General features: G+C 68.2%; 19 protein-coding genes. 7 read left to right on the forward strand and 12 right to left on the reverse strand.

The genetic code is table 11. From position 1 onward, the window contains the following. Positions 1-21: 21 nt before the first annotated feature. Positions 22-1,074, reverse strand: coding sequence for an NAD(P)-dependent alcohol dehydrogenase (locus R8G01_06410; GenBank protein MDW3213607.1), 1,053 nt, complete (start codon positions 1,072-1,074; stop codon positions 22-24). Between the two features lie 153 nt (positions 1,075-1,227). Continuing rightward, positions 1,228-4,083: a vitamin B12-dependent ribonucleotide reductase gene (locus tag R8G01_06415; GenBank protein MDW3213608.1), complete on the reverse strand. Its 2,856-nt coding sequence runs from the start codon at positions 4,081-4,083 to the stop codon at positions 1,228-1,230. A gap of 489 nt (positions 4,084-4,572) precedes the next feature. Here R8G01_06415 and R8G01_06420 point away from each other — a divergent pair, with 489 nt between their 5' ends. Beyond that, a complete protein-coding gene (locus R8G01_06420; GenBank protein ID MDW3213609.1) occupies positions 4,573-5,286 on the forward strand; it encodes a dihydrofolate reductase family protein in 714 nt (237 codons plus the stop codon). Here R8G01_06420 and nrdR read toward each other — a convergent pair. Beyond that, positions 5,261-5,725, reverse strand: a complete 465-nt coding sequence (gene nrdR / locus R8G01_06425; GenBank protein ID MDW3213610.1) for a transcriptional regulator NrdR — start codon at positions 5,723-5,725, stop codon at positions 5,261-5,263. The genes R8G01_06420 and nrdR overlap by 26 nt on opposite strands. Positions 5,726-5,778: 53 nt before the next feature. Further along, positions 5,779-6,153, reverse strand: a complete 375-nt coding sequence (locus R8G01_06430; protein ID MDW3213611.1) for a LysM domain-containing protein — start codon at positions 6,151-6,153, stop codon at positions 5,779-5,781. Positions 6,154-6,339: 186 nt separating this feature from the next. Here R8G01_06430 and lexA point away from each other — a divergent pair, with 186 nt between their 5' ends. Then, a complete protein-coding gene (gene lexA / locus R8G01_06435) occupies positions 6,340-6,972 on the forward strand; it encodes a transcriptional repressor LexA (GenBank protein ID MDW3213612.1) in 633 nt (210 codons plus the stop codon). 7 nt (positions 6,973-6,979) lie between these two features. Here lexA and R8G01_06440 read toward each other — a convergent pair whose 3' ends face one another. From R8G01_06440 to dapF, 4 genes are read right to left on the reverse strand one after another with little or no spacing between them, the layout of a single operon-like run. Beyond that, the gene (locus R8G01_06440; protein ID MDW3213613.1) at positions 6,980-7,837 is read right to left on the reverse strand and encodes a hypothetical protein; all 858 of its coding nucleotides are present in this window, start codon (positions 7,835-7,837) and stop codon (positions 6,980-6,982) included. A 37-nt stretch (positions 7,838-7,874) separates the two neighbouring features. Then, the gene (locus R8G01_06445; GenBank protein MDW3213614.1) at positions 7,875-9,011 is read right to left on the reverse strand and encodes an aminotransferase class I/II-fold pyridoxal phosphate-dependent enzyme; all 1,137 of its coding nucleotides are present in this window, start codon (positions 9,009-9,011) and stop codon (positions 7,875-7,877) included. Positions 9,012-9,037: 26 nt separating this feature from the next. After that, positions 9,038-10,342, reverse strand: a complete 1,305-nt coding sequence (gene hflX, locus R8G01_06450; protein MDW3213615.1) for a GTPase HflX — start codon at positions 10,340-10,342, stop codon at positions 9,038-9,040. Further along, positions 10,339-11,142, reverse strand: a complete 804-nt coding sequence (gene dapF, locus R8G01_06455; GenBank protein ID MDW3213616.1) for a diaminopimelate epimerase — start codon at positions 11,140-11,142, stop codon at positions 10,339-10,341. The genes hflX and dapF overlap by 4 nt, the downstream gene beginning before the upstream one ends. A 120-nt stretch (positions 11,143-11,262) precedes the next feature. On the opposite strand from dapF, the gene R8G01_06460 reads away from it, so the two are divergent. Further along, on the forward strand, positions 11,263-13,095 hold the full coding sequence (locus tag R8G01_06460) for a hypothetical protein (protein MDW3213617.1): 1,833 nt from the start codon (positions 11,263-11,265) through the stop codon (positions 13,093-13,095). A gap of 15 nt (positions 13,096-13,110) precedes the next feature. On the opposite strand, the gene miaA is transcribed toward R8G01_06460, so the two are convergent. Both miaA and miaB read right to left on the reverse strand, forming a co-directional pair. Next, a complete protein-coding gene (miaA, locus tag R8G01_06465) occupies positions 13,111-14,034 on the reverse strand; it encodes a tRNA (adenosine(37)-N6)-dimethylallyltransferase MiaA (GenBank protein MDW3213618.1) in 924 nt (307 codons plus the stop codon). Positions 14,035-14,116: 82 nt separating this feature from the next. Then, the gene (gene miaB / locus R8G01_06470; GenBank protein ID MDW3213619.1) at positions 14,117-15,550 is read right to left on the reverse strand and encodes a tRNA (N6-isopentenyl adenosine(37)-C2)-methylthiotransferase MiaB; all 1,434 of its coding nucleotides are present in this window, start codon (positions 15,548-15,550) and stop codon (positions 14,117-14,119) included. A 60-nt stretch (positions 15,551-15,610) separates the two neighbouring features. Here miaB and R8G01_06475 point away from each other — a divergent pair, with 60 nt between their 5' ends. The 4 genes from R8G01_06475 to R8G01_06490 are packed head-to-tail and all read left to right on the forward strand — an operon-like array spanning position 15,611 to position 19,778. Then, entirely contained in the window at positions 15,611-16,990 is a 1,380-nt protein-coding gene (locus R8G01_06475; GenBank protein ID MDW3213620.1) for a mycothione reductase, read from the forward strand. A gap of 57 nt (positions 16,991-17,047) precedes the next feature. Continuing rightward, the gene (locus R8G01_06480) at positions 17,048-17,464 is read left to right on the forward strand and encodes a hypothetical protein (GenBank protein MDW3213621.1); all 417 of its coding nucleotides are present in this window, start codon (positions 17,048-17,050) and stop codon (positions 17,462-17,464) included. Further along, positions 17,464-18,567: an alcohol dehydrogenase catalytic domain-containing protein gene (locus R8G01_06485; GenBank protein ID MDW3213622.1), complete on the forward strand. Its 1,104-nt coding sequence runs from the start codon at positions 17,464-17,466 to the stop codon at positions 18,565-18,567. The genes R8G01_06480 and R8G01_06485 overlap by 1 nt, the downstream gene beginning before the upstream one ends. Before the next feature lie 2 nt (positions 18,568-18,569). Further along, positions 18,570-19,778, forward strand: a complete 1,209-nt coding sequence (locus tag R8G01_06490) for a mandelate racemase/muconate lactonizing enzyme family protein (protein MDW3213623.1) — start codon at positions 18,570-18,572, stop codon at positions 19,776-19,778. Positions 19,779-19,807: 29 nt separating this feature from the next. Here R8G01_06490 and R8G01_06495 read toward each other — a convergent pair whose 3' ends face one another. Both R8G01_06495 and recA read right to left on the reverse strand, forming a co-directional pair. After that, positions 19,808-20,215: a VOC family protein gene (locus R8G01_06495; protein ID MDW3213624.1), complete on the reverse strand. Its 408-nt coding sequence runs from the start codon at positions 20,213-20,215 to the stop codon at positions 19,808-19,810. Positions 20,216-20,250: 35 nt separating this feature from the next. Continuing rightward, positions 20,251-21,315 carry a recombinase RecA gene (gene recA, locus R8G01_06500; protein MDW3213625.1) on the reverse strand — a complete coding sequence of 355 codons (1,065 nt, stop codon included), beginning with the start codon at positions 21,313-21,315 and terminating at the stop codon, positions 20,251-20,253. Positions 21,316-21,517 lie beyond the last annotated feature (202 nt).

Raw genomic sequence — 21,517 nt, forward strand, 5'->3', positions numbered from 1 at the left:
CGGGCAGGTGGCCGGGTTCGGTCACGACTCGGGGACGATGACGGCGCGACCCAGCACCCGTCCGGCGGCGAGATCGCGGTACGCCTGTGCGCCGTCGTCGAGGGAATACGTCGTCGACTCGACACTCACCAGGCCGCGAGCCGCCAGGTTCAGCAACTCCACCAACTCGGGACGTGTTCCCCAGTAGGTGGTCTGCATGCTCACCTCGTACGGCTGCGAGAAGAACGAGAACGGCACCGCTCCACCGGCGATCCCCACCAGGGTGATGTCGCCGAGCGGGCGCGAGGCCGCCTGGGCGAGTTCGAGGGTCGATTGGGCACCGACGAAATCGAGGATGACGTCGGCACCGAGGCCACCGGTGATCTCCCGGATCGTCTCGGCGGCGTGCTCATCCGACATGACCGCGTGATCGGCGCCGTGCTGCGTGGCGAGCTCCAACGCATCCGCCTTGAGGTCGACGGCGATCACCGTCGCCGAGGTCGTCGCCCTCACGAGCTGCACCCCGAGGTGGCCCAGGCCGCCGACACCGATCACGACGACGTGCGAGTCGGGCGTCATCTTCGGCCACGACCGACGCACCGCGTGGTACGGCGTCAGGCCGGCGTCGGTCAGCGGCGCCGCGACAGCCGGTGAGAGCCCCGTCGGCAACGGGACGAGCAGTCGCTCGGCCGGAACGAGGAGATAGTCGGCCATACCGCCATCGAGTCCGAGCCCGCCGCCGCCTCCCGGTACCGGGGCGTCGGCCGGGTTCTCGCAGTAGATCTCGATGCCCAACCGGCAGCGCGGGCACGTGCCGCACCCCCACGGGCCGTAGACGGCGACGGCGTCACCCTCCGCGACCATCGTGACGCCGTCGCCGATCGAATCGACCCACCCGGCGTTCTCGTGGCCCAGTGTGAACGGTGGTGACCAGGGCAGCATCCCACCTTCGAAGTCGTGCATCAGGTGCAGGTCGGAGTGACAGGCGCCCGCACCGCCGACCTTGACCACCACCTCGCCCGGGCCGGGCGTCGGTTTGTCGACCTCGACCAGTTCGGGTTCCGACTTCCAGTCCATGAGTCGCAACGCGCGCATCTCAGTACCTCCCTCGGTTGGATCGACGACACCTCGCCGACACGTCCAACGGTACGGACCGACGTGTTCGGCGACCAGGGGAATTCGTCCCGCGCCCGGACGCGCAACGGCCCCGGGGCGAACCCCGGGGCCGTCGTCAGCGTGGGTGACGGGTCAGCTGCAGCCGCTGGTGCTGCCGCACGACGGGCAGGCGTGGCAGCTGCCGGCCCGCACCATGTGCACGCCGCACTGCATGCACATCGGCGCGTCGATCGGCTTCGAACCGGTGATGCCGCGGGCCGGGGTGTTGTCCTCGACCGTGGGCGCCAGGGCTCCCGACTCCATGCCGGCCACGAGCTCGTCGACCGACGGGATGCTGGCCGGATCGGGAATGATCTCGGAACCGTTGGTCGTCTCCGTCACCTGCTCCTCGACTCCGGGCAGGGTCGGCTGCGTGCGCTCGGCGATGGTGAAGATGCCGAGTTCGGCGCGCTCGTCGTAGCTCATGTACTCGAGCGCCATGCGACGCACCAGGTAGTCGACGATCGATCCGGCGAACCGGACGTCGGGATCGTCGGTCATACCGGCCGGCTCGAACTTCATGTTCGTGAACGCCTCGACGTAGGCCCGCAGGGGCACGCCGTACTGGAGGCCGTGGCTGATCGACTTGGCGAGCGCATCCATGATGCCCGACAGGGTCGAGCCCTGCTTCGACACCGTCAACCACACCTCGCCCGGCTGACCGTTCTCGTACTCACCGATGGTGGCGAAGCCCTTGAGGTCGGCGACCCGGAACTCGAACGTCTTCGACGTGCGCGTCCGCGGCAGCTTCTGGCGGATCGGCTTGTGGACGATCTTCTCGACGATCTTCTCGACGACTTCGGTGGTGGCGGCGACACCGTCGCTCGCACCCTCCTTCTTGGCGGTCGAGAGCGGCTGGCCGACCTTGCAGTTGTCGCGGTAGACGGCGACGGCCTTGAGCCCGAGTTCCCAGCTGAGCTGGTGCAGCTCCTCGACGTCTTCGATCGACGCCTCTTCGGGCATGTTGACCGTCTTGGAGATGGCGCCCGACAGGAACGGCTGCACCGCACCCATCATCCGGACGTGGCCCTCGTAGTGGATCGTGTTGTCGCCCATGGAGCAGGCGAACACCGACACGTGCTCGGCAGCGAGGTGCGGTGCACCCAGGATCGACTTCTGCTCGTCGATGTAGGCGATGATGTCGTCGACCTGCTGGGCGTCGTAGCCCAGCCGGCGCAGCGCCCGCGGGATCGTCTGGTTGACGATCGACATCGTGCCGCCGCCGACCAACTTCTTCATCTTGACCAGGCCGAGGTCGGGCTCGATGCCGGTCGTGTCGCAGTCCATCATCAGACCGATCGTGCCGGTCGGCGCCAGGACCGAGGCCTGGCTGTTGCGGACGCCGTGCTCCTGGCCGTCGCGCACGGCGTTCTCCCATGCCCGCTGACCGGCAGAGAGCAGGTCGTCGGGTACGACATCGTCGTTGTCGATCTGGTAGCTGGCGTCACGGTGCATGCCGAGCACTCGGAGCATGTGCTCCTCGTTGGCCTCGAAGCCCTCGAACGGACCGAGGCGGGCCGCGGTCTTGGCGCTGGTGGCATAGGCGTGGCCGGTCATGAGCGACGTGAGCGCACCGGCCCAGGCCCGGCCCTCGGCCGAGTCGTAGGCGTGACCGAGCGCCATGAGCAGTGCGCCGAGGTTGGCGTACCCGATGCCGAGCTGACGGAACTTGCGGCTCGTCTCGCCGATCTCGGGCGTCGGGTAGTCGGCGCGACCGACCAGGATCTCCTGGGCGGTGAAGACGGTCTCGATCGTGTGCATGTAGCCGTCGACGTCGAAGCTGTCGGAACCGTTGTCGGCGTTGAGGTCGAGGTACTTCAGCAGGTTGATCGACGCCAGGTTGCACGCCGAGTTGTCGAGGTGCATGTACTCCGAGCACGGGTTCGAACCGTTGATGCGGCCCGTGTTGTGGGCGGTGTGCCACTTGTTGATCGTCGTGTCGAACTGGAGGCCGGGGTCGGCGCACTCCCACGAGGCCTGGGCGATCTGACGCCAGAGGTCACGGGCACGGACGGTCTTGACGACCTCGCCGGTGGTGACGGCCTTCATGCCCCAATCGGCGTCGTCGACGACGGCCTGCATGAACTCGTCGGTGACCCGCACCGAGTTGTTGGCGTTCTGGTACTGGATCGAGTACGAGTCGGCGCCGTCGAGGTCCATGTCGAAGCCGTTGTCGCGCAGCACACGAGCCTTGCGCTCCTCTTTGACCTTGCACCAGATGAACTCTTCGACATCGGGGTGGTCGACGTCGAGGATGACCATCTTGGCCGCACGGCGGGTCTTGCCACCCGACTTGATGGTGCCGGCCGACGAGTCGGCGCCGCGCATGAAGCTGACCGGACCCGACGCGGTGCCGCCGCCCTCGAGCAGCTCGACGCTGGACCGGATCTTCGACAGGTTCACACCCGAGCCCGAACCACCCTTGAAGATGACGCCCTCTTCGCGGTACCAGTTCAGGATCGAACTCATCTTGTCGTCGACCGACAGGATGAAGCAGGCGCTCGCCTGCTGGGGGACGTCCTTGACGCCGATGTTGAACCACACCGGGCTGTTGAACGCTGCCCGCTGCGTCACCAGGATGTACTTCAGCTCGTCGCTGAAGGCCTGCTCTTCGTCGGCGTCGGCGAAGTAGTCGCCCTCGCGGCCCCAGGTGACGATCGTGTCGACGACCCGATCGATGACCTGCCGCAACGAGCTCTCGCGCTCGGGCGTGCCGAGCGTGCCCCGGAAGTACTTCTGGGTGACGATGTTCGTGGCGTTGACCGACCACGACGCCGGGAACTCGACGTCGAGCTGTTCGAAGGCGACCGTGCCGTCTTTCCAGTTGGTGATCCGTGCGTCACGGCGCTCCCACACGACCTCGTCGTACGGGTCGACACCAGGCGAGGTGAAGAGCCGACGGAGACCGATCCGACCGGTGGCGGACAGCCGTTCAGGCGCCAGAGACATAAGTGATTCCTTCCGAAGTGACGAGCAACCGTGGCGCCGGCGACGGCGACACAAGATGTTGTTGGGTTTCCCCCGTACCCGCCCCGGGAGCCACAACAGGTTGTGTGCACTCGGGGAGGGCTGCGTATTACACCACTGTAGTTACAGCGATGTCAACGGTTGGCGGCCGTTGGATCGAAACAATCCCCTGACCAGCCGCGACGCGAGCCTCACGGCATCCATTTCGATTCGCACCGTGGGCAGCGCGACACACAGGTTCAGAGCTCCGAGCTCCAGGTGGTCGGTTGCCGGTTCGCCCCCAACGCGTCCAACTTCCGGCCGTCTTCCACATGTTCGTCCGTGTGTCGCGCCACCTCCCGGCACGGACGCCCACCATACGGACACCTCCTTGTGGAACGGAAGGGGACAACCGTGTGAATTCGAAGGAGTTTCTGTGACTTGCCCTGTGGACATCGGTCGACTTACCCACAACCTGCCAAGATCGACGCCATGACGGCGCCGACGACCGCACCACCGACGCTGCGGCGTCTGCTCCCCCATCCGGCGGCCGCGATCTCGGTCCGAGCCGCCTACGACGTCGAACGCCCCGAACGGTCCGACCGCCCCTGGGTCGGGCTCTGCATGGTGACCAGCCTCGACGGGTCGATCGCCGTCGGCGGCACCTCGGGCACGCTCGGGAACGCGAACGACCTCGAGATCCTGCTCACGCTCCGGAGCCTGGCCGACCTGCTGTTGGTCGGCGCCGGCACGGTGAGCGGTGAGGGGTACGGCCCCCCGAAGAAGCCCGGCCAACGGATCGGCGTGGTCACCAATCGCGGCAGCGTCGATCTCGACAGCGCACTGTTCACGAGTGGCGCCGGCTTCGTGATCACCAGCGAGCGGACCGAGATCGACGACTCTCGGGTCGACGTGCTGCGCGCCGGCCGCGACCAGGTCGACATCGCGACCGCACTCGGCCGACTCGACGAGGTGACGCCGGGCGTCCGCTACGTCCAGGCCGAAGGCGGCGCCCGGTTCAACGCCAGCCTGCTCGACGCCGACGTCATCGACGAACTCGACCTCACCCTGTCGCCGCATCTGGTTGGCGGCGTGGGGCCCCGGCTCACGGCCGGGGCCGACGAGGCGATGCGCGACTACGCCCTCGCCCATCTCCTCGCCGACGACGAAGGATTCGTGTTCAGCCGTTGGCTCCGAGCTTGCTGAGCAGCTCGAGTTCGCTCTGGAAGTCGGACGCGGCGTCGAAGTTCTTGTAGACCGAGGCGAACCGCAGATACGCGACCTCATCGAGTCCACGAAGACGTTCGAGCACGGCGAGGCCGACCCGACTCGACGAGACCTCTCCCCCACCGGCCAGACGGATCTCGTCTTCGACCTCGACCGCCAACCGTTCGATCGCCTCGTCGTCGACCGAACGACCCTTGGCCGCCGAGCGAACCCCGTGGACGATCTTGGACCGGTCGAACAGTTCGGTCGCTCCGGTCGACTTCACGATGACGAGCGGCACTTCCTCGACCCGCTCGAACGTCGTGAACCGATGGGTACACGACACACACTGCCGGCGTCGGCGGACCGACGCACCTTCCTGGGCGAGCCGCGAATCGACCACCTTGGTGTCGTCGGCACGACAGACGGGACAATGCACGGCGCCAGGCTACTGAGTCGCCGGCCGGCGACGCGAACGGCACCGGAGCCGACTCAGGGCAACACGACCTGCTGGCCGGCCTGGATCGAGGCGCCGCCATTGAGATCGACCAGCTTGTCGACGTACCGGTGGACCGACACGTCACCCCGATGGGCCTGTGCGATCGACCACAACGTGTCGCCCGGCTGCGCCGTGACGGTCGATCGAGCCGGTGTTGGCCGACTCGCGGCGGCGGAGGCAGGTTCGCCACCGGAGCCGGCCAACACGTCGTGGGTGACCACGAGCCCGACGGCGACCACGACGGCCAGCAGGCCGCCGACGACGGCCCGCCGCCGCTGATAGGTGCGGGCGGTCGCCGGACGCCTCGGGGCGGTCTGCGCCCCGAACGTCGGCTCCACGTTCATCGCCGTGGTCATCGTTGTGGTCATCGTTGCGTTCATCTCGAAGGAACTCCCAACTCATTCGACGAGGTCGGCGCCCGGTGGATCGACCACCCGAACACCTGTACGGAGAACAGTTGTACCCGAACAATCGTTCGACGTCAACCCGAAGATCGAACAGATGTCCCCGAACAGGTGTTTGACTCTCCGACCGAACAGCCGTACGATGTCGGTATGGCCGACAAGAAGATCAGCGCTCGCCAACAACAGATCCTCGAGTTCATCTCCGAGCAGATGCGCGACCGCGGGTATCCCCCGTCGGTTCGTGAGATCGGCGAGGCCGTCGGCCTGACGTCGCCGTCCACGGTGCACAGCCATCTGAACACGCTGTCCCGCCTGGGGTACCTGCGCCGCGACCCGACCAAGCCCCGCGCGATCGAGGTTCGGTGGGATCCGAACTCCGGCGTGGTGATGGACCGCCGTCCGGTGCAGCACGTGCCGCTGGTCGGCGACGTCGCGGCCGGCACCGACGTGCTGGCACAGGAGAACGTCGAAGAGCTCTACCCGATGCCGTCCGACTTCACCGGTTCCGGTGATCTCTTCATGCTCCGGGTTCGAGGCGACTCGATGGTCGACGTCGGCATCCTCGACGGCGACTTCGTGATCGCCGCCCAGCAGAACACGGCCAACCAGGGTGACATCGTCGTCGCCGGGATCCCCGGCGACGAGGCCACGGTCAAGACCTATCGGGTCGAGGGAACCGAGATCGTGCTCGTGCCCGCCAACCCGACGATGGAACCGATGCGATTCTCTCCCGACGACGTGACCGTCTTCGGTCGTGTCGTCACCGTGATGCGACGCCTCTGACGTCGGGTCAGGTGCCCGAGGTACGTCCGGGGGTGTCCGGCAGCACCGGCGCATCCGAACCCGGCGGAGCAGATTCGCCCGCCGACTTCGGCGGCGCGGCCCGTGTGGGCAACTCCGGCGCCTCGGGGCCGTCCGACGCGTGACCCGACGGCGGCTCCCACGCCGCCACCTCGTCGGGCGTCGGTGGTGCGTGCGGGTTCACCGGTACCTGGCCGGTCGTGGGGCCACCCGACTCGGGGGCCGCGCCCTGCGCCCGTTGCGCCGGTCCCCAGCCGGGGCCCGAGGGTGTGGTCACCGCGGCAGCACGCTTGGAGCGGCGCCCCGAGAGGGTCAGCAACACCAGACCGAGCAACACCCCAACGACCGCCAAGATCAACGCTGCTCGCCGGAGGCCGTCGACGCCCTCGTCCGGATCACGGCCGATCGCCGCGGCCACCGTCAGGTCGTCGCCGGTCACGGCGATCGTGTACTGCCCCGGCTCGATGATCTCGACCTGCTGCACCGAGCGGCCGTCGAACCCGTCGACGTCGTAGCTGACGTCGTCGCCGTCGCTCGCGACCACCGCCGGTCGGAGTTCGCCCGTGAACTCGACGGTGAACCGTGCGTTCGGGTCGGCCACCGGTTCGCAGCCGTTGCCGATCTCGGTCGCGTCGGCACCGACCTCTTCGAACACGTAGAACGTGCCGGTCTCGGCGAACTCGAGCGTGGTGCTGCAACCGACGGGTGCCCGGGCGAAACCGTCGACGGTCTGGGCCGGTCGGCGCTGGGCGACGACGTACAGCACCGCACCACCGACGAGTCCGGCGAACAGGCAGAACAGCCCGAGCGTGGCGACGGTGCCGCGCCCTCGTGATTTCACAGCCATGTGTGGTCCTCGGTCATCGTGTGGCGATTCGTGGCGGTCATTCGTGTGGTCGGGGGCTCGTGGTGCCGACGCCCAACCGGCCGGCGACCAGATCGATTTGTGTATCCGGTTGTACCACGGCGACCCGCACGTACTCGGCACCGGCCTCGCCGTAGAAGTCGCCGGGGCTGACCAGTGCGCCGCCCTCGGTCGCCAGACGCTCGGTGAACTCCCAGGCGTCGCCCACATGGAACCAGAGATAGAAGCCGCCCTCGGGCAAGGGGATCTCGATGCCGCTCCACCTGCTGAGCACCGTCGCCATCCGTTCGAGACGGGCGAGGTAGCGGCCGCGCTGCACCTCGACGTGCTGGTCGTCGTCGAGCGCCACCACACCCGCGGCCTGCGCCGGCCCCGGCACCATCATCCCGACGTGCTTCCGGACCTCTTGGAGGTAGTGGACGAGCTCGGCGTCGCCGGCATAGAAGCCGACGCGCGTGCCCGCGAGGTTCGAGCGCTTCGACAGCGAATGCACGGCGACCACACCCTCGGTGCCGTGTTCGAGGATCGTGCGCCCCCGCCCCGTCCAGGTGAACTCCACGTAGCACTCGTCGGAGAAGACGGGGACCCCGTGCGAGCGTCCCCAACCGGCGGCGGCCTCGAGGTCGTCGAGCACGCCGTTGGGATTCCCGGGGCTGTTCACCCACAACGCGAGCGCACGTGCGGCATCGGCGGGATCGATCGAATCGAGTTGCAGACCACCGGTCGGCGACATCGCGACGGGCACCGCCCGACATCCGGCCAAGGTGGCACCCATCTCATAGGTCGGGTACGAAATGGCCGGGTACAGGATCGTGTCGAGATCGGGACGCCGTAACCGCAACCACTGCGGCAAGGTGCCGACGAACTCCTTCGTACCGATGCACGCGCCGATCTGGATCGGCGGCACGTCGAGCCCGAACCGGCGACCCATCCAGCGGTGAACCGCATCGCGCAGATCGGCGGTGCCGATGCTCGGCGGATAGCCGCGCTCGAGGCCCGAGTCCGCGAGGCGGGCGATCACCGCACCCGGTGGCGGGTCGAAGGGGGTCCCGATCGAGAAATCCACGAGACCGCCCTCGAAGCCCGCACCGAGCGGCTTGAAGCGATCGATGCGCTCGTAGGGATACGGAGGGGGGACGAAACCGGTCTGGTCCATGCGCCCCGGATGCTACCGAGGTGCGGTCACCCGGGCGCGACGACGAAGTCGGAGAGCCGCCCGGCGGACGCGTCGGACAACCTCGCCCTGACCCGGAATCCGTCCGCGTCCTCGGTCGTGGAGACCACTTCGCCCTCTCGATGGACCGACGCCAACACGTCGCCACGCTCGTACGGGATGAGCAGGTCGAGCACGGTCGTCAAGGCCCGGAGGCGATCGGCCAGTGTTCGCAGGAACAGTTCGATGCCCTGACCGGTGACGGCGCTGACCCCGACCGAGCCCACGTGTTCGTCCTCGAGGTCGCGAGCGGCGTCGGGCGCCAGGTCGACCTTGTTGAACACGAGCAGTTCGGGCACCTCGGCGGCGTCGATCTCGGACAGCACCTCGCGCACGGCGGCGATCTGGCCGTCGGGGTCGGGCGCGCTCGCATCGACCACGTGGACGAGATAGTCGGCGAGTGCGGCGACTTCGAGCGTGCCCTTGAACGCCTCGACCAACCCGTGCGGCAGGCTGCGCACGAAGCCGACCGTGTCGGACAACAGGACCGGCTCACCACCGGGCAGCGCGAGACGACGGGTGGTCGGGTCGAGGGTGGCGAACAGCCGGTTCTCGGTCAGGACGCCGGCATCGGTCAGCTTGTTCAGCAGCGTCGACTTCCCGGCGTTCGTGTACCCGACGATCGCCACGCTCGCCAGGCCGCTGGCCCGACGTGATTTTCGCTGGAGATCACGGGTGGCGGCGAGCGATTGCAGATCCGCCTCGAGTTTGGTGATGCGTCGCATGATGCGACGACGATCGACCTCGGTCTTGGTCTCGCCGCCGCCGAAGCGTGCACCGACGCCACCTCGCTGCTGGGAGAGGTTGGCCGACTTGCCTCGGCGGAGGCGGGGCAGCCGGTAGCGCAGCAGGGCGAGTTCGACCTGGGCCTTGCCCTCGAGCGTGTGGGCGTTCTGACCGAAGATGTCGAGGATCACCGCCGTCCGATCGATCGCCGTCCGGCCGAGGACCTTCTCCAGGTTGAACTGCTGGGCCGGAGCGAGCTCGTTGTCGAACACGACGGTGTCGGCGTCGACGGCGAGACAGATCTCTTTCAGCTCATCGACCTTGCCCTTGCCGATGTACCAGGTGTGGTCGGGCGCGTCACGGCGCTGCACCAGACGTTCGACCACGTCGGCACCCGCGGTGTCGACCAGCAACTCCAACTCGTCGAGGCTCGCATCGACCATCTCCTCGGTCGAACCCGGCAGCTGGACACCGACGATGACGATCTTCTCCCGGATCGACCGGTCGATGAGTGTGGCACCGAGTGCCTCCTGGTACGGCGTGTTCACGTGGTGCTGATCTCGATCGTCGCGATGTGGGTGGCCGGGCCGATCAGCGTCACGCTGCCGGGCTCCGGCCGGTCGAGTTCCACCGTGGCACGCCCGCCGTCCATGTGCACCACCAGTTTCCCGTCGAGCGGGGTGGCAAGGCCCCACTTCGCGGCGGCGTGCGCAGCCGCACACGCACCCGTGCCGCACGCCTCGGTGATGCCGGCACCGCGTTCGTGAACCCGCATCCGGATCTCGTCCTGTCGTTCGCCCGGGGCGACGATCTCGAGGTTCACCTGGGCGACCTTGGCCCCGAGGACCGCGAGGTCGACCTCGTCGACGTCGTCGACCCCGACCACACTGTGCGGATTGCCGAGGCTGACGTGGGCGACCGGGCGGTCGGGATGGCAGCCGAGATCGTCCCACCCGGCGGGTTGGGCGATCGGGTCGATCGAGCCCATCGACACCGACGCCATGATCGTGCGCGGATCGTCGGTCGCGTGGAGTTCGACGACACGGTCACCGGCGTCGGTCAGGATGTTCTGTCGGGTCAGCACACCGCGTCGCGCTGCCAGCGCCTGCGCAAAACAGCGGATGCCGTTCCCGCTCATCTCGGCGCGGCTGCCGTCGGCGTTGAAGAGTTCCATCCGGGCGGCGTATCCGTCGGCCGCCGTTGCGACGAGCAGTCCGTCGGCACCGATGCCACGCCGACGATCGCACAGCTCACGGGCCAGCGCCGGCAGGTCGTCGACGTCGGGATGGAACACGACGAGGAAGTCGTTGCCGAGGCCGTGGTGCTTGGTCAATGTGAGTGTGCTCATGCGCACTCCCAGCGTACGTGTTCGCCGGGGCGATGACGCTGCGCGTTCGATGCCCTTCCGACATCCGGACCGGTCCGGTGCCTCGGCACCGTCGACTCCGGCTGGTTAGGGTCACTCCACGTGCCACAACACCTCCCCGCCCATCGGGTCCTCGTCACCGTGGGCACCCCCTGCACCCTGTCGGCGGTCGGGAGCACCGAGACCGCGAGAGCACTCATGGAGGGCGCCCCCGAAGCCGTCGCACTCTCCGCGTTCGACGCCGGGCTCGTCGATCTGCGCGTCGACGAGCGCGGCTCGATCGTCGCCACCTGGCCGAACGGGTCTCCGGCATCGTTCGAACAGATCGCGGCCCGACACGGCGCCCGCCTCGCGGCCGAGCGGGGCATCCGGGCCGTCCCAGAACTCCTCGACCGAGGCGCGCCGGTCGACGTGGCCGCATCGCTCCCCCACGATCTCGCCACCGGCGGGTTGCGTCGTCTCGCCGGGCTGACCTACGGCGAGGTGCGCGCGTCCGGGTTCCGCGACATGCACGGTCTGTTCAGCGACGACCCCGGTCTCGGACCATCGCTGCAGGCCCAGATGTTCGCGTACGCCGGGCTCGGTGCGCTGGCGGCACTGCCCCGGCCGCTGGCGGAGATGATCGACGAGCCCGCCGACTTCCGCGTGGTCGCCGCAGCGACCTTCTCGGGTCTCGACTCGTGGGACGCGCTCGAATCGCCCGGTGGCGAGGGCACCCGCGACAAGTTCGCAGCTCGGCTCGCGAGTTCACTCCTCTCGCACGGTTCGGCGCTCGTGTCGACGATGCTCGCGCCGTCGTACCCGCTCTCCAAGGCGACCAAGCAACCCGACCTGTTGGCCTCGCTCCGCTCGCCGTCGGGGCTCATGCGCGTTCCGCAGGCACCGATGAACTCGGTCGGCGCGTGCGCGTCGAGCCTGATCTCCCTGGCCGATGTCGCACCGCAGATGCTGACCGACTACCCCGGATCGCGGCCGCCGCGCCTCATCATCTGGACCGCAGCGGACTCCAGCACCTTGCCGTCATGGGAGGTCCTGGAAGGATTCGGTCCGGCTGCACTGGTCACGACCGACAAGGTCGCGTCGCTCAACGCCGACCGCACGAGCGCCGAGCACCGGACCGTGGCCGAATCGCTCGCTCCCTTCGACGTCGACGCATGCGGCACGGTCGTCGGCGACGGCGCTTCGGGTCTCGTCGTGACCACGCTCGACGTCGCACTCCGCCACCGGCTCGACATCACCTCGATCATCGCCGGGTGGGGGCAGAGTGGGGAGACCGGCGGCAAAGCACACTTCGCCGGGGTCGGCTTCGGTGGCGAGAACGCCCTCGTCAACGCGTTCGGGATCGCCCGCGAGGCCCACGGCTACGGCGTCTCCGACTTCGCCTACCTCGCTGCGCACGCCACCGGGACCCGCACGAACTCGCGCACCGACCTCACGTCGGTCGGCACCGCGCGATCGATCGCCGCCGAGCTCGGCGGCGGCTCGGCGGTCCCGACGATGCGGGTCGGTACACCCAAGGCGCTCGGCGACGGCCACACGATGGGCGACGCCGGGCTGAAAGAGGTCGTCCACGCGCTGCGGTACGTCATGGGCGACACCGCGGTCGGGCTGCCGACCCTGCGCCACGTCGATCCCGACCTCGGACCGTTCGTCGATCAGTACGAGTTGAGCGGCGCCACGGTGCCCGGTGACGCCGATGGCGGCGCGATCTGCGCCACGCAGGGGTTCGGCGGCTACGACGGCGCCGTCGCACTGCGTGCCGCCAACCCCGACTCGATCGCCCGTTACGACTGCGATCGGGCTGATCTCGCGGCGTACCTGGAGCAATGGCCCGAGATCCGTCGGGAGCGCGAGCGGCGCGAGTTGGTCAGCCGCACCACCAGCGGCGACACGTTGCGGCTCGGGCTCGAACACCGTTGGCCCGGCGCCGAGTGAGCAGGCGTTCGACGCTCACGAGCTCAGTGCGGCAACCACCGTCGGCGTGGCTTCGGCCACCGGGTCGTGCTCGACGTCGACCCACCGGACGCGAGGGTCGCGCCCGAACCACCTGAGTTGGCGAACTGCGAACTGGCGGGTGCGAACCACGATCTGATCGACCGCCTCGTCGAGCGAGCACTCGGCGCCGAGGTGAGCGAGGAGTTCCTTGTAGCCGAGCGCCTGCCGGGCGGTCCGCGACAGGCCACGACCGGCGAGCGCCTCGACCTCGGCGAGCAATCCGTCGGCCATCATGCGGTGCACCCGGGTCTCGATGCGGTCGGCGAGCACCGACCGATCCCACCGGAGGCCGATCTGAGCGATCGGTGTCGGCGGGTAGGCGTCGAGGCCGGGCCCGAAGGAGCTGAACGGACGCCCGCTCCCCTCGCAGACCTCCAACGCCCGCACGATCCGCCGCTCGTTGGTCGGTTCCATCCGGGCGGCCGCCACCGGGTCGAGTTCGGCCAGCCGGGCGTGCAACGCGGTCGCGCCCCGGTCGGCGACCTCCTCGAGGAGACGGGCGCGCACGTCGGGCCACTCTCCCGGCAGGTCCAGGTCGTCGATCACGGCCCGGTGGTAGAGACCGGTTCCACCCACGAGCAGTGCCGAGCCGCGCCGGACGGCGATCTCGTCGACCGCGTCGCGGTACGCACGTTGGAACTCGGCGACCGTGAAGTCGGCGTCGGGGTCGACGAGGTCGATCAGGTGGTGCCGCACCGCCGCCCGCTCCGACGCCGACGGCTTGGCCGTGCCGATGTCCATCCCCCGGTACACCTGCATCGAGTCGACCGACACGAGGTCGACCCCTGGCACCTGGGACGCGGCGGCCATCGCCACCGACGACTTGCCCGAGGCCGTCGGACCCACCACCGCGACGCGCATCGGCCGGGGAGGACTCATCGCAGCGAGCGCTCGGTCGACCCGGTAGGTCGCGGCATCGCCCCCGACCCGACGAGCGGGCTGGAGGCGAGCACGATCGGGTTCACGACGCGTTGACCGGGATCCGGATCTTGTGGGTCGGCTCGGCCAGCAGTTCGACGAACCGCCCTTCGAGGAAGTGGGGGGCGCCGCGGGTGATCTCGACCGTCGCGTAGCTGCCGGTGCGAATCGGGAACGGCGGCGTGAAGTGCACCAGCTTGTTCTGGCGCGTCCTGCCCGAGATGACGTCGGGGTTCCGCTTGGACGGTCCCTCGATCAGGACCTCCTCGAGACGACCGACCCGGGCTTCGTGCTTGGCCAGGGCGGAGCGCTCGATCACGACTTTGAGCCGGTCGAACCGCTCGCGCGACACGGCCGGGTCGACGAAGTCGGCTTCCATGTCGGCGGCCTCGGTGCCCGGTCGCGGCGAGAAGATGAACATGTAGGCGAAGTCGTACTCGGCTGCGGCGGCTACCTCGAGGGTTCGTTCGAAGTCGGCGTCGGTCTCGCCGGGGAACCCGACGATGATGTCGGTCGACACCGCGAGGTCCGGAACGACCCGGCGGGCCTCGGTGAGCCGTTCGAGGTACCGCTCACCGGTGTAGCCGCGATGCATGAGGGCGAGCACACGGTCGCTGCCCGACTGCAACGGGTAGTGGAGGTGCTCGCACACGGCGTCGGTCTCGGCCATCGCAGCGAACGTCTCGGGCCGCATGTCCTTCGGGTGCGGGCTGGTGTAGCGGACCCGACGGATGCCGTCGACCGCACCGACGTCACGGAGCAGGTCACCGAACAGCGGGCGGAGCTTCGCCTCGTTGTCGCCGGCCTGGCGAGCCGCCAGCTGCAGGTCGCGGCCGTAGGAGTTGACGTTCTGGCCCAACAGCGTGACCTCGGTGACGCCGGCATCGGCGAGGTGATGCACCTCGTCGAGGATGTCGGCGTACGGCCGGCTGATCTCGACGCCGCGAACCGCCGGCACGATGCAGAACGCGCAGTTGTTGTCGCAGCCGATCTGGATCGTCACCCAGGCGTTGTAGCTGGTCTCGCGTCGGGCGGGCAGCGCCGACGGGAACAGGGCGTGGTCGTCGATGACCGCAGCTTCGAGGATCTCGGTGAGCGGGCCGCTCGCGTCGGCAGCCTCGTGCAGCAGTTCGGCCGCTCGATGGACATTGTGGGTGCCCATCACGACGTCGACGTGCTTGGCCTTCTGCGCGACGAGCTCCCGGTCCTTCTGGGCCAGGCAACCCGAGACGACGATCTGGCGGCCTTCTTTGGCGTCCTTCCACGGCTTGAGGTGACCGAGGTTGCCGTACAGCTTGTTGTCGGCGTTCTCACGGATGCAGCACGTGTTCAGCACGACGACATCGGCATCGTCCTCGGAGTCGGCGAGCACCATGCCGTCGGCCTCGAGCAGCCCGGCGATGCGTTCGGAGTCGTGTTCGTTCATCTGGCACCCGTACGTGCGCAGGGCGTAACGACGCGGGGCATCCGTCTCCATCCCGACCAGGCTAACGGGGGCATCGGAACAGAAGCTGCCGTCGCGGTGTTCACTGTCCCCGTGACCCACATCGACGCCACGACGGAGCAGTACGACCTCATCATCATCGGAAGCGGTTCGGGGAACTCGATCCCCGAGTACCTCTCCGACCGCAAGATCGCGATCGTCGAGCGCGGCACGTTCGGCGGCACCTGCCTCAACGTCGGGTGCATCCCGTCCAAGATGTTCGTGCTCCCGGCCGACAAGGCGGTGGAGGCCGCCGACGGGGCGAAGCTCGGCATCGACACCCAGTTCAACGGTGCCGACTGGCCGGCGATCCGCGACCGGATCTTCGGCCGGATCGATGCAATCGCCGAGGGGGGCCGGCGCTACCGCGACACCGGGTCCGAGAACGTGACGCTGATCCAGGGCACGGCCCGGTTCATCGGCGACAAGGTGTTCGACGTCGAGGGCCGGACGATCAGCGCCCCCAACGTGCTGGTTGCGGCCGGCTCCCGCCCGGTGATCCCCCAGATCCCCGGTCTGGTCGAGACCGGCTTCCACACGTCGGACTCGATCATGCGTCTCGACGAACTGCCCGCACGACTGGGCATCATCGGCGGCGGCTACATCGCGGTGGAGATGGGCCACGTGTTCTCGGCGCTGGGTTCGAGCGTCACGTTGATCAACCGTTCACCGCGGCTGCTGACCGCACAGGACGACGACATCTCCGAACGGTTCACCGAGGTGTTCGGCGAGCGTGTCGATCTGCGACTCGGTCACGTGCCGACGAAGGTCGAGCGTCGCGGCGGCGCGATCGTGATCCACAACGACGGCGTCGACATCGAGGTCGACGAGTTGCTCGTCGCCACCGGACGGGAGCCCAACAGCGACCTCCTCGATGTGGAGGCCGGCGGTCTCGAGTGCCGCCATCACGGCACCGTCCTCGTCGACGAGTACCTGCGAGCAGGCGTCGAGGGCGTCTGGGCGATCGGCGACATCGCCAACGAGTTCCAGCTCAAGCACGTCGCGAACCACGAGGCCGCGACGGCGTTCTGGAACATCGCTCACCCCGGCGACCAGCGCAAGGTCAACCATCGTGCGGTGCCGGCTGCGGTGTTCAGCAACCCGCAGGTGGCCTCGGTCGGACTGACCGAGCGGGCCGCGGTCGCCGCCGGGCACGACTTCGTCGTCGGGCGTCGCGACTACGCGGGCACGGCGTACGGCTGGGCGCTGGTCGACGAGACGTCGTTCGCCAAGGTGCTCGTCGACACCGACTCCGGGCTGATCATCGGTGCGCACATCCTGGGACCACAGGCCGCGACCCTGATCCAACCGCTGATACAGGCCATGCAGTTCGGCCAAACGGCCGCGGCGATCGCGGAAGAGCCGTACTGGATCCATCCGGCACTCACCGAAGTCGTCGAGAACGCGCTGCTCGAGGCCATCGAGCAGCTCTGAGCGGCCGCCGGCACGCGGCACGGGGAGTTGAACGGCTCCAGCGCTACCCTGCCGGACGTGATTGCCATCCTGCTCCAGACGACCCCCTACCGCATCATGGCGATGGTGCACATCCTGGCCGCCGTCGTCGCCTTCGGCCCGCTGTTCCTCTATCCGGGGCTGCGCAAGTCGGGTGAGACGCAGACGATGGCCGCCACCCACATGCGCCTCACCTTCCCGGCGCTCGTCGTGCTCTGGGTGGTCGGCATGGGCCTCGCCGGCATGTCGGAGGACGCCTACAAGATGTCGCAGCTCTGGCTGACCCTGTCGATCCTCAACTGGGTCGTGCTCGTGGCGGTCAGCTGGTTCCTGATCCGACCGGCGATCACCGACACGAGCGAGTCGGCATCGTCGAAGCTCGCCGCCGGCACCGGGATCACCCACCTCGGCTTGGTCATCGGTCTCGTGCTCATGATCTGGAAGCCCGGCCTCTGATGCCCACGACCGTCCGAGCCGCCGTGTGTCGCGAGTTCGACTCGCCGCTCCTCATCGAGGAGCTCACCCTGGCGGATCCCGGACCCGGCGAAGTCCTCGTTCGCGTCGATGCCGTCGCCATCTGTCACAGCGACGTCTCGTACGCCGACGGCGAGTGGGGCGGCGAGCTGCCGGCCGTGTGGGGCCACGAGGCCGCCGGTGAGATCATCGGCGTCGGCCCTGGCGTCGGTTTCGAGACCGGGGAACGTGTCGTCGTGACGCTCATCCGATCGTGTGGCGAATGCCCCCGCTGCCAGCGCGGCGCCGAGGTCGCGTGCGGTGAGACGTTCGCGCTCGACACCGTGACGCCGCTCAGTGATCGAGACGGTGCACCGATCGCGCACGGCATGCGCACGGCCGCGTTCGCCGATCACGTGGTCGTGCACGCGTCACAGATCGTCCCGATCGACGGCGAGGTCGCCGCGGCATCGGCGTCACTCCTCGCGTGCGGGGTCATCACCGGCGTCGGCGCCGTGCTCAACACGGCAGCGGTCGTCCCGGGCTCGACCGTGGTCGTACTCGGGTGCGGCGGCGTCGGCCTCAACGTCGTACAGGGCGCTGCGATCGCCAAAGCAGCAACCGTGATCGCCTCCGATCTCCAATCCGCCAAGCTCGATCTCGCGATTCATCTCGGGGCGACGCACGCCGTCGACCCGTCGTCCGAGGATCTGGCAGCGGTCGTGGCCGAGCTGACCGACGGCCAGATGGCCGACTACGTCTTCATCGCCACCGGGGCGCCGGCGGCACTCGCGAGCGCGGAGCACCTGGTCGGCACGATGGGAGCCATCGTGGTGGTCGGCATGCCGGCCACCGGCGTGGCGGGCCATTTCGACCCCGGTGCGCTCGCCGCCCGCAACCAGCGCATCCTCGGCAGCAAGATGGGCACGTCGGTCATCGCCCGCGACATCCCTGAGCTCGTCGCCAAGTACCACGACGGACGACTCGAACTCGACGGCCTCGTCAGTCGAACATTCCCGCTCGAGGACATCAACGACGCGATGGACGAAGTGCGCTCCGGCGCTGCGCTCCGCAACGTGATCGTGTTCGATCACGAAGGAGCGTGACGATGCGGATCGACGCCGTCGAGACCTTCGTGGTCGGCAACCCACCACCGTCGTTCGGCGGGCAGTACTTCGTGTTCGTCAAGCTGACCACCGACGATGGCATCGTCGGGTACGGCGAGGCGTACGGCGCCACGTTCCGACCCCAGGTGGTCGCGGCTGCGATCGAGGATCTCGCCGACCACTTCCTGGTCGGCGAGGACCCGCACCACATCGAACGGTTCTGGCGGCGCGCCTACAGCCGCGGTTTCACCCAACGTCCCGACGTGACCCTGTCGGGGTGCGTGAGCGCGTTGGAGATGGCGTGCTGGGACATCATCGGCAAGGCAGCCGATCGCCCGGTGTACGAGCTGTTGGGCGGCCGTGTGCACGAGTCGCTCCGGTCGTACACCTATCTGTATCCCCGGCCCGACGACACGGCGGACGTCTACGCCGACGCCACCGCTGCCGCCGCCCGCGCGGTCGACGAAGTCGAGCGCGGCTTCGACGCCGTCAAGTTCGACCCGTCGGGCCCATACACCGCGATGGGTGGCCATCAGCCGCGACTGGTCGACGTCGAGCGCACGGTGGCGTTCGTCCGTGAGATCCGAGCGGCCGTCGGGAACCGCGCCGACCTGTTGGTCGGCACCCACGGACAGTTCACCGCCGGTGGCGCTCTCCGGATCGCTCGCGAGATCGCTCCGTACGACCCGCTGTGGTTCGAAGAGCCGGTACCGCCCGACGACGTGGGGGCCATGGCCCAGGTCGCCGCCCAGAGTTCGGTGCCGATCGCGACCGGGGAGCGGCTCACGACGAAATACGAGTTCGCCCGCGTGCTCGAAGCTCGCGCGGCTTCGATCATCCAGCTCAACCTCGGTCGTGCCGGCGGGTTGCTGGAGGGCAAGAAGATCGCCGCCCTCGCCGAAGCCTTCGGCGCCCAGATCGCTCCGCACTGTTACAACGGACCGATCGGACTCGCCGCCAACATGCAGTTGGCGACGTGCTCGCCGAACTTCTTGATCATCGAATCGATCATGGACAACAGCGGCTTCCATGCCGACCTGCTGACGTCGCCGATCCAGTGGGAGGCCGGACGCCTCATCCCGTCGACGGCGCCAGGCATCGGCGTCGAACTCGACGAGTCGTTCGCCCGCGCTCACCCGTACACCGGCGATCGCACGCACTTGAGCATGTGGAACGACCCGATCGACACCGCCGGCGACGTCGTTCGCTGACCACGCTCGGGGTCGGTCAGCGACCGGGTTCAGTCGGGCAGCGGCATGAGCCCGTCGGCGTCGTTGGGTGCGTACGGATTGTGCGCGATCTCCCACAGGTGGCCGTCGGGGTCGGCGACGTACGACGAGTAGCCGCCCCAGAACACCGGCTCGGGAGGTTTGACCGGAACGGCGCCGGCGGCGACCCATTCGCCGAACACCGCATCGACCTCGTCGCGGTCGGCGCAATTGAGGCTCACCGTGACGCCGCGGAAACCGGTGCCCTCCGGATCGACACCGGCATCCTCCGCCAGGGCGGCGCGCTGGAAGAGACCCAACGCGCTGCCCTGCATGCGGAAGAACGTCACCGTCTCCTGCGATGCCGACGAGCGACGCCAACCGAGCGATTCGTAGAACGCCGTCGACCGGTCGAGGTCGACGACGCCCAACGTCACCATGGTCAGCCGTTGCGGGACCGACATCTCGATGGCCCTCAGTCGAGGCTGATCGGCTCGTCGTCGGCCTCGCTGAAGGCCTCGGCGTCGCCCTCGACCGGAGCGTTCGGGTCGACCTTCAGACCGCAGGCGATCATCACCTTGTCGCTGATCTCCATCATCACCTCGGGGTTCTCGGTGAGGAAGTTCTTGGAGTTCTCGCGGCCCTGCCCGAGCTGTTCGCCCTCGTACGTGAACCATGCCCCCGACTTGTTGACGACACCCAGGTCGACCGACATGTCGAGCAGCGCACCCTCGCGGCTGATGCCCTTGCCGTACATGATGTCGAACTCGGCCTGGCGGAACGGCGGCGACACCTTGTTCTTGACGACCTTGACCCTGGTCCGGTTGCCGACCACCTCGGCACCGTCTTTGAGCGACTCGATGCGGCGGATGTCGAGCCGGACCGACGAGTAGAACTTCAGCGCACGACCACCGGGGGTGGTCTCGGGCGAGCCGAACATCACGCCGATCTTCTCGCGCAGCTGGTTGATGAAGATCGCGATGGTCTTGGTCTTGCTCAGGTTGCCGGTGAGCTTGCGCAGCGCCTGGCTCATCAGGCGGGCCTGCAGACCGACGTGGCTGTCGCCCATGTCGCCCTCGATCTCGGCTCGCGGCGTCAATGCCGCCACGGAGTCGATCACGACGACGTCGATCGCACCCGAGCGCACCAACATGTCGACGATCTCGAGCGCCTGCTCGCCGGTGTCGGGCTGGCTGATGAGCAACTGGTCGATGTCGACCCCGATCGCCTTGGCGTACACCGGGTCCATCGCGTGCTCGGCGTCGATGTAGGCGCACACGCCACCGTTGCGCTGGGCCTCGGCGACCACGTGCATGGCCAGCGTGGACTTACCCGACGACTCCGGGCCGTAGATCTCGGTCACGCGTCCACGGGGCAACCCACCGACGCCGAGGGCGAGGTCGAGCGGCAGCGCGCCGGTCGAGATGGCCTCGATGCCCATCGTGGTCTTGTCGCCCATCTTCATGATGGAGCCCTTGCCGAACTGCTTGTCGATCTGGGCGAGTGCCATGTCGAGTGACTTTTCGCGGTCGTTGGGCATGTGATTTCGTCTCCCTGTTCTTGCTGCTGGTTGTTCGGGGCGAGTGACCCGATCCGTTGGAGTCAACGTGAGATGCACCGTACGGACGGGGTGTGACAGTGTTCCGAGACCCGCTCGCGTCGAGTGCTCCGGCGAATGACATCAGTGTAACCATCGAACAACCGTTCGGGCAAGCAACCCGCCGCGATCCGGTGTCGGTGAC

Source organism: Ilumatobacteraceae bacterium (assembly GCA_033344875.1).
Lineage (GTDB): Bacteria > Actinomycetota > Acidimicrobiia > Acidimicrobiales > Ilumatobacteraceae > Ilumatobacter.

Coding starts and splice junctions, on each gene's coding strand:
- R8G01_06410 (MDW3213607.1), bottom strand. CDS start 1,074: ATGCGCGCGTTGCGACTCATGGACTGGAAGTCGGAACCCGAACTGGTC.
- R8G01_06415 (MDW3213608.1), bottom strand. CDS start 4,083: ATGTCTCTGGCGCCTGAACGGCTGTCCGCCACCGGTCGGATCGGTCTC.
- R8G01_06420 (MDW3213609.1), top strand. CDS start 4,573: ATGACGGCGCCGACGACCGCACCACCGACGCTGCGGCGTCTGCTCCCC.
- R8G01_06430 (MDW3213611.1), bottom strand. CDS start 6,153: ATGACCACAACGATGACCACGGCGATGAACGTGGAGCCGACGTTCGGG.
- lexA (MDW3213612.1), top strand. CDS start 6,340: ATGGCCGACAAGAAGATCAGCGCTCGCCAACAACAGATCCTCGAGTTC.
- R8G01_06440 (MDW3213613.1), bottom strand. CDS start 7,837: ATGGCTGTGAAATCACGAGGGCGCGGCACCGTCGCCACGCTCGGGCTG.
- R8G01_06445 (MDW3213614.1), bottom strand. CDS start 9,011: ATGGACCAGACCGGTTTCGTCCCCCCTCCGTATCCCTACGAGCGCATC.
- dapF (MDW3213616.1), bottom strand. CDS start 11,142: ATGAGCACACTCACATTGACCAAGCACCACGGCCTCGGCAACGACTTC.
- miaA (MDW3213618.1), bottom strand. CDS start 14,034: ATGAGTCCTCCCCGGCCGATGCGCGTCGCGGTGGTGGGTCCGACGGCC.
- miaB (MDW3213619.1), bottom strand. CDS start 15,550: ATGGAGACGGATGCCCCGCGTCGTTACGCCCTGCGCACGTACGGGTGC.
- R8G01_06485 (MDW3213622.1), top strand. CDS start 17,464: ATGCCCACGACCGTCCGAGCCGCCGTGTGTCGCGAGTTCGACTCGCCG.
- R8G01_06490 (MDW3213623.1), top strand. CDS start 18,570: ATGCGGATCGACGCCGTCGAGACCTTCGTGGTCGGCAACCCACCACCG.
- R8G01_06495 (MDW3213624.1), bottom strand. CDS start 20,215: ATGGTGACGTTGGGCGTCGTCGACCTCGACCGGTCGACGGCGTTCTAC.
- recA (MDW3213625.1), bottom strand. CDS start 21,315: ATGCCCAACGACCGCGAAAAGTCACTCGACATGGCACTCGCCCAGATC.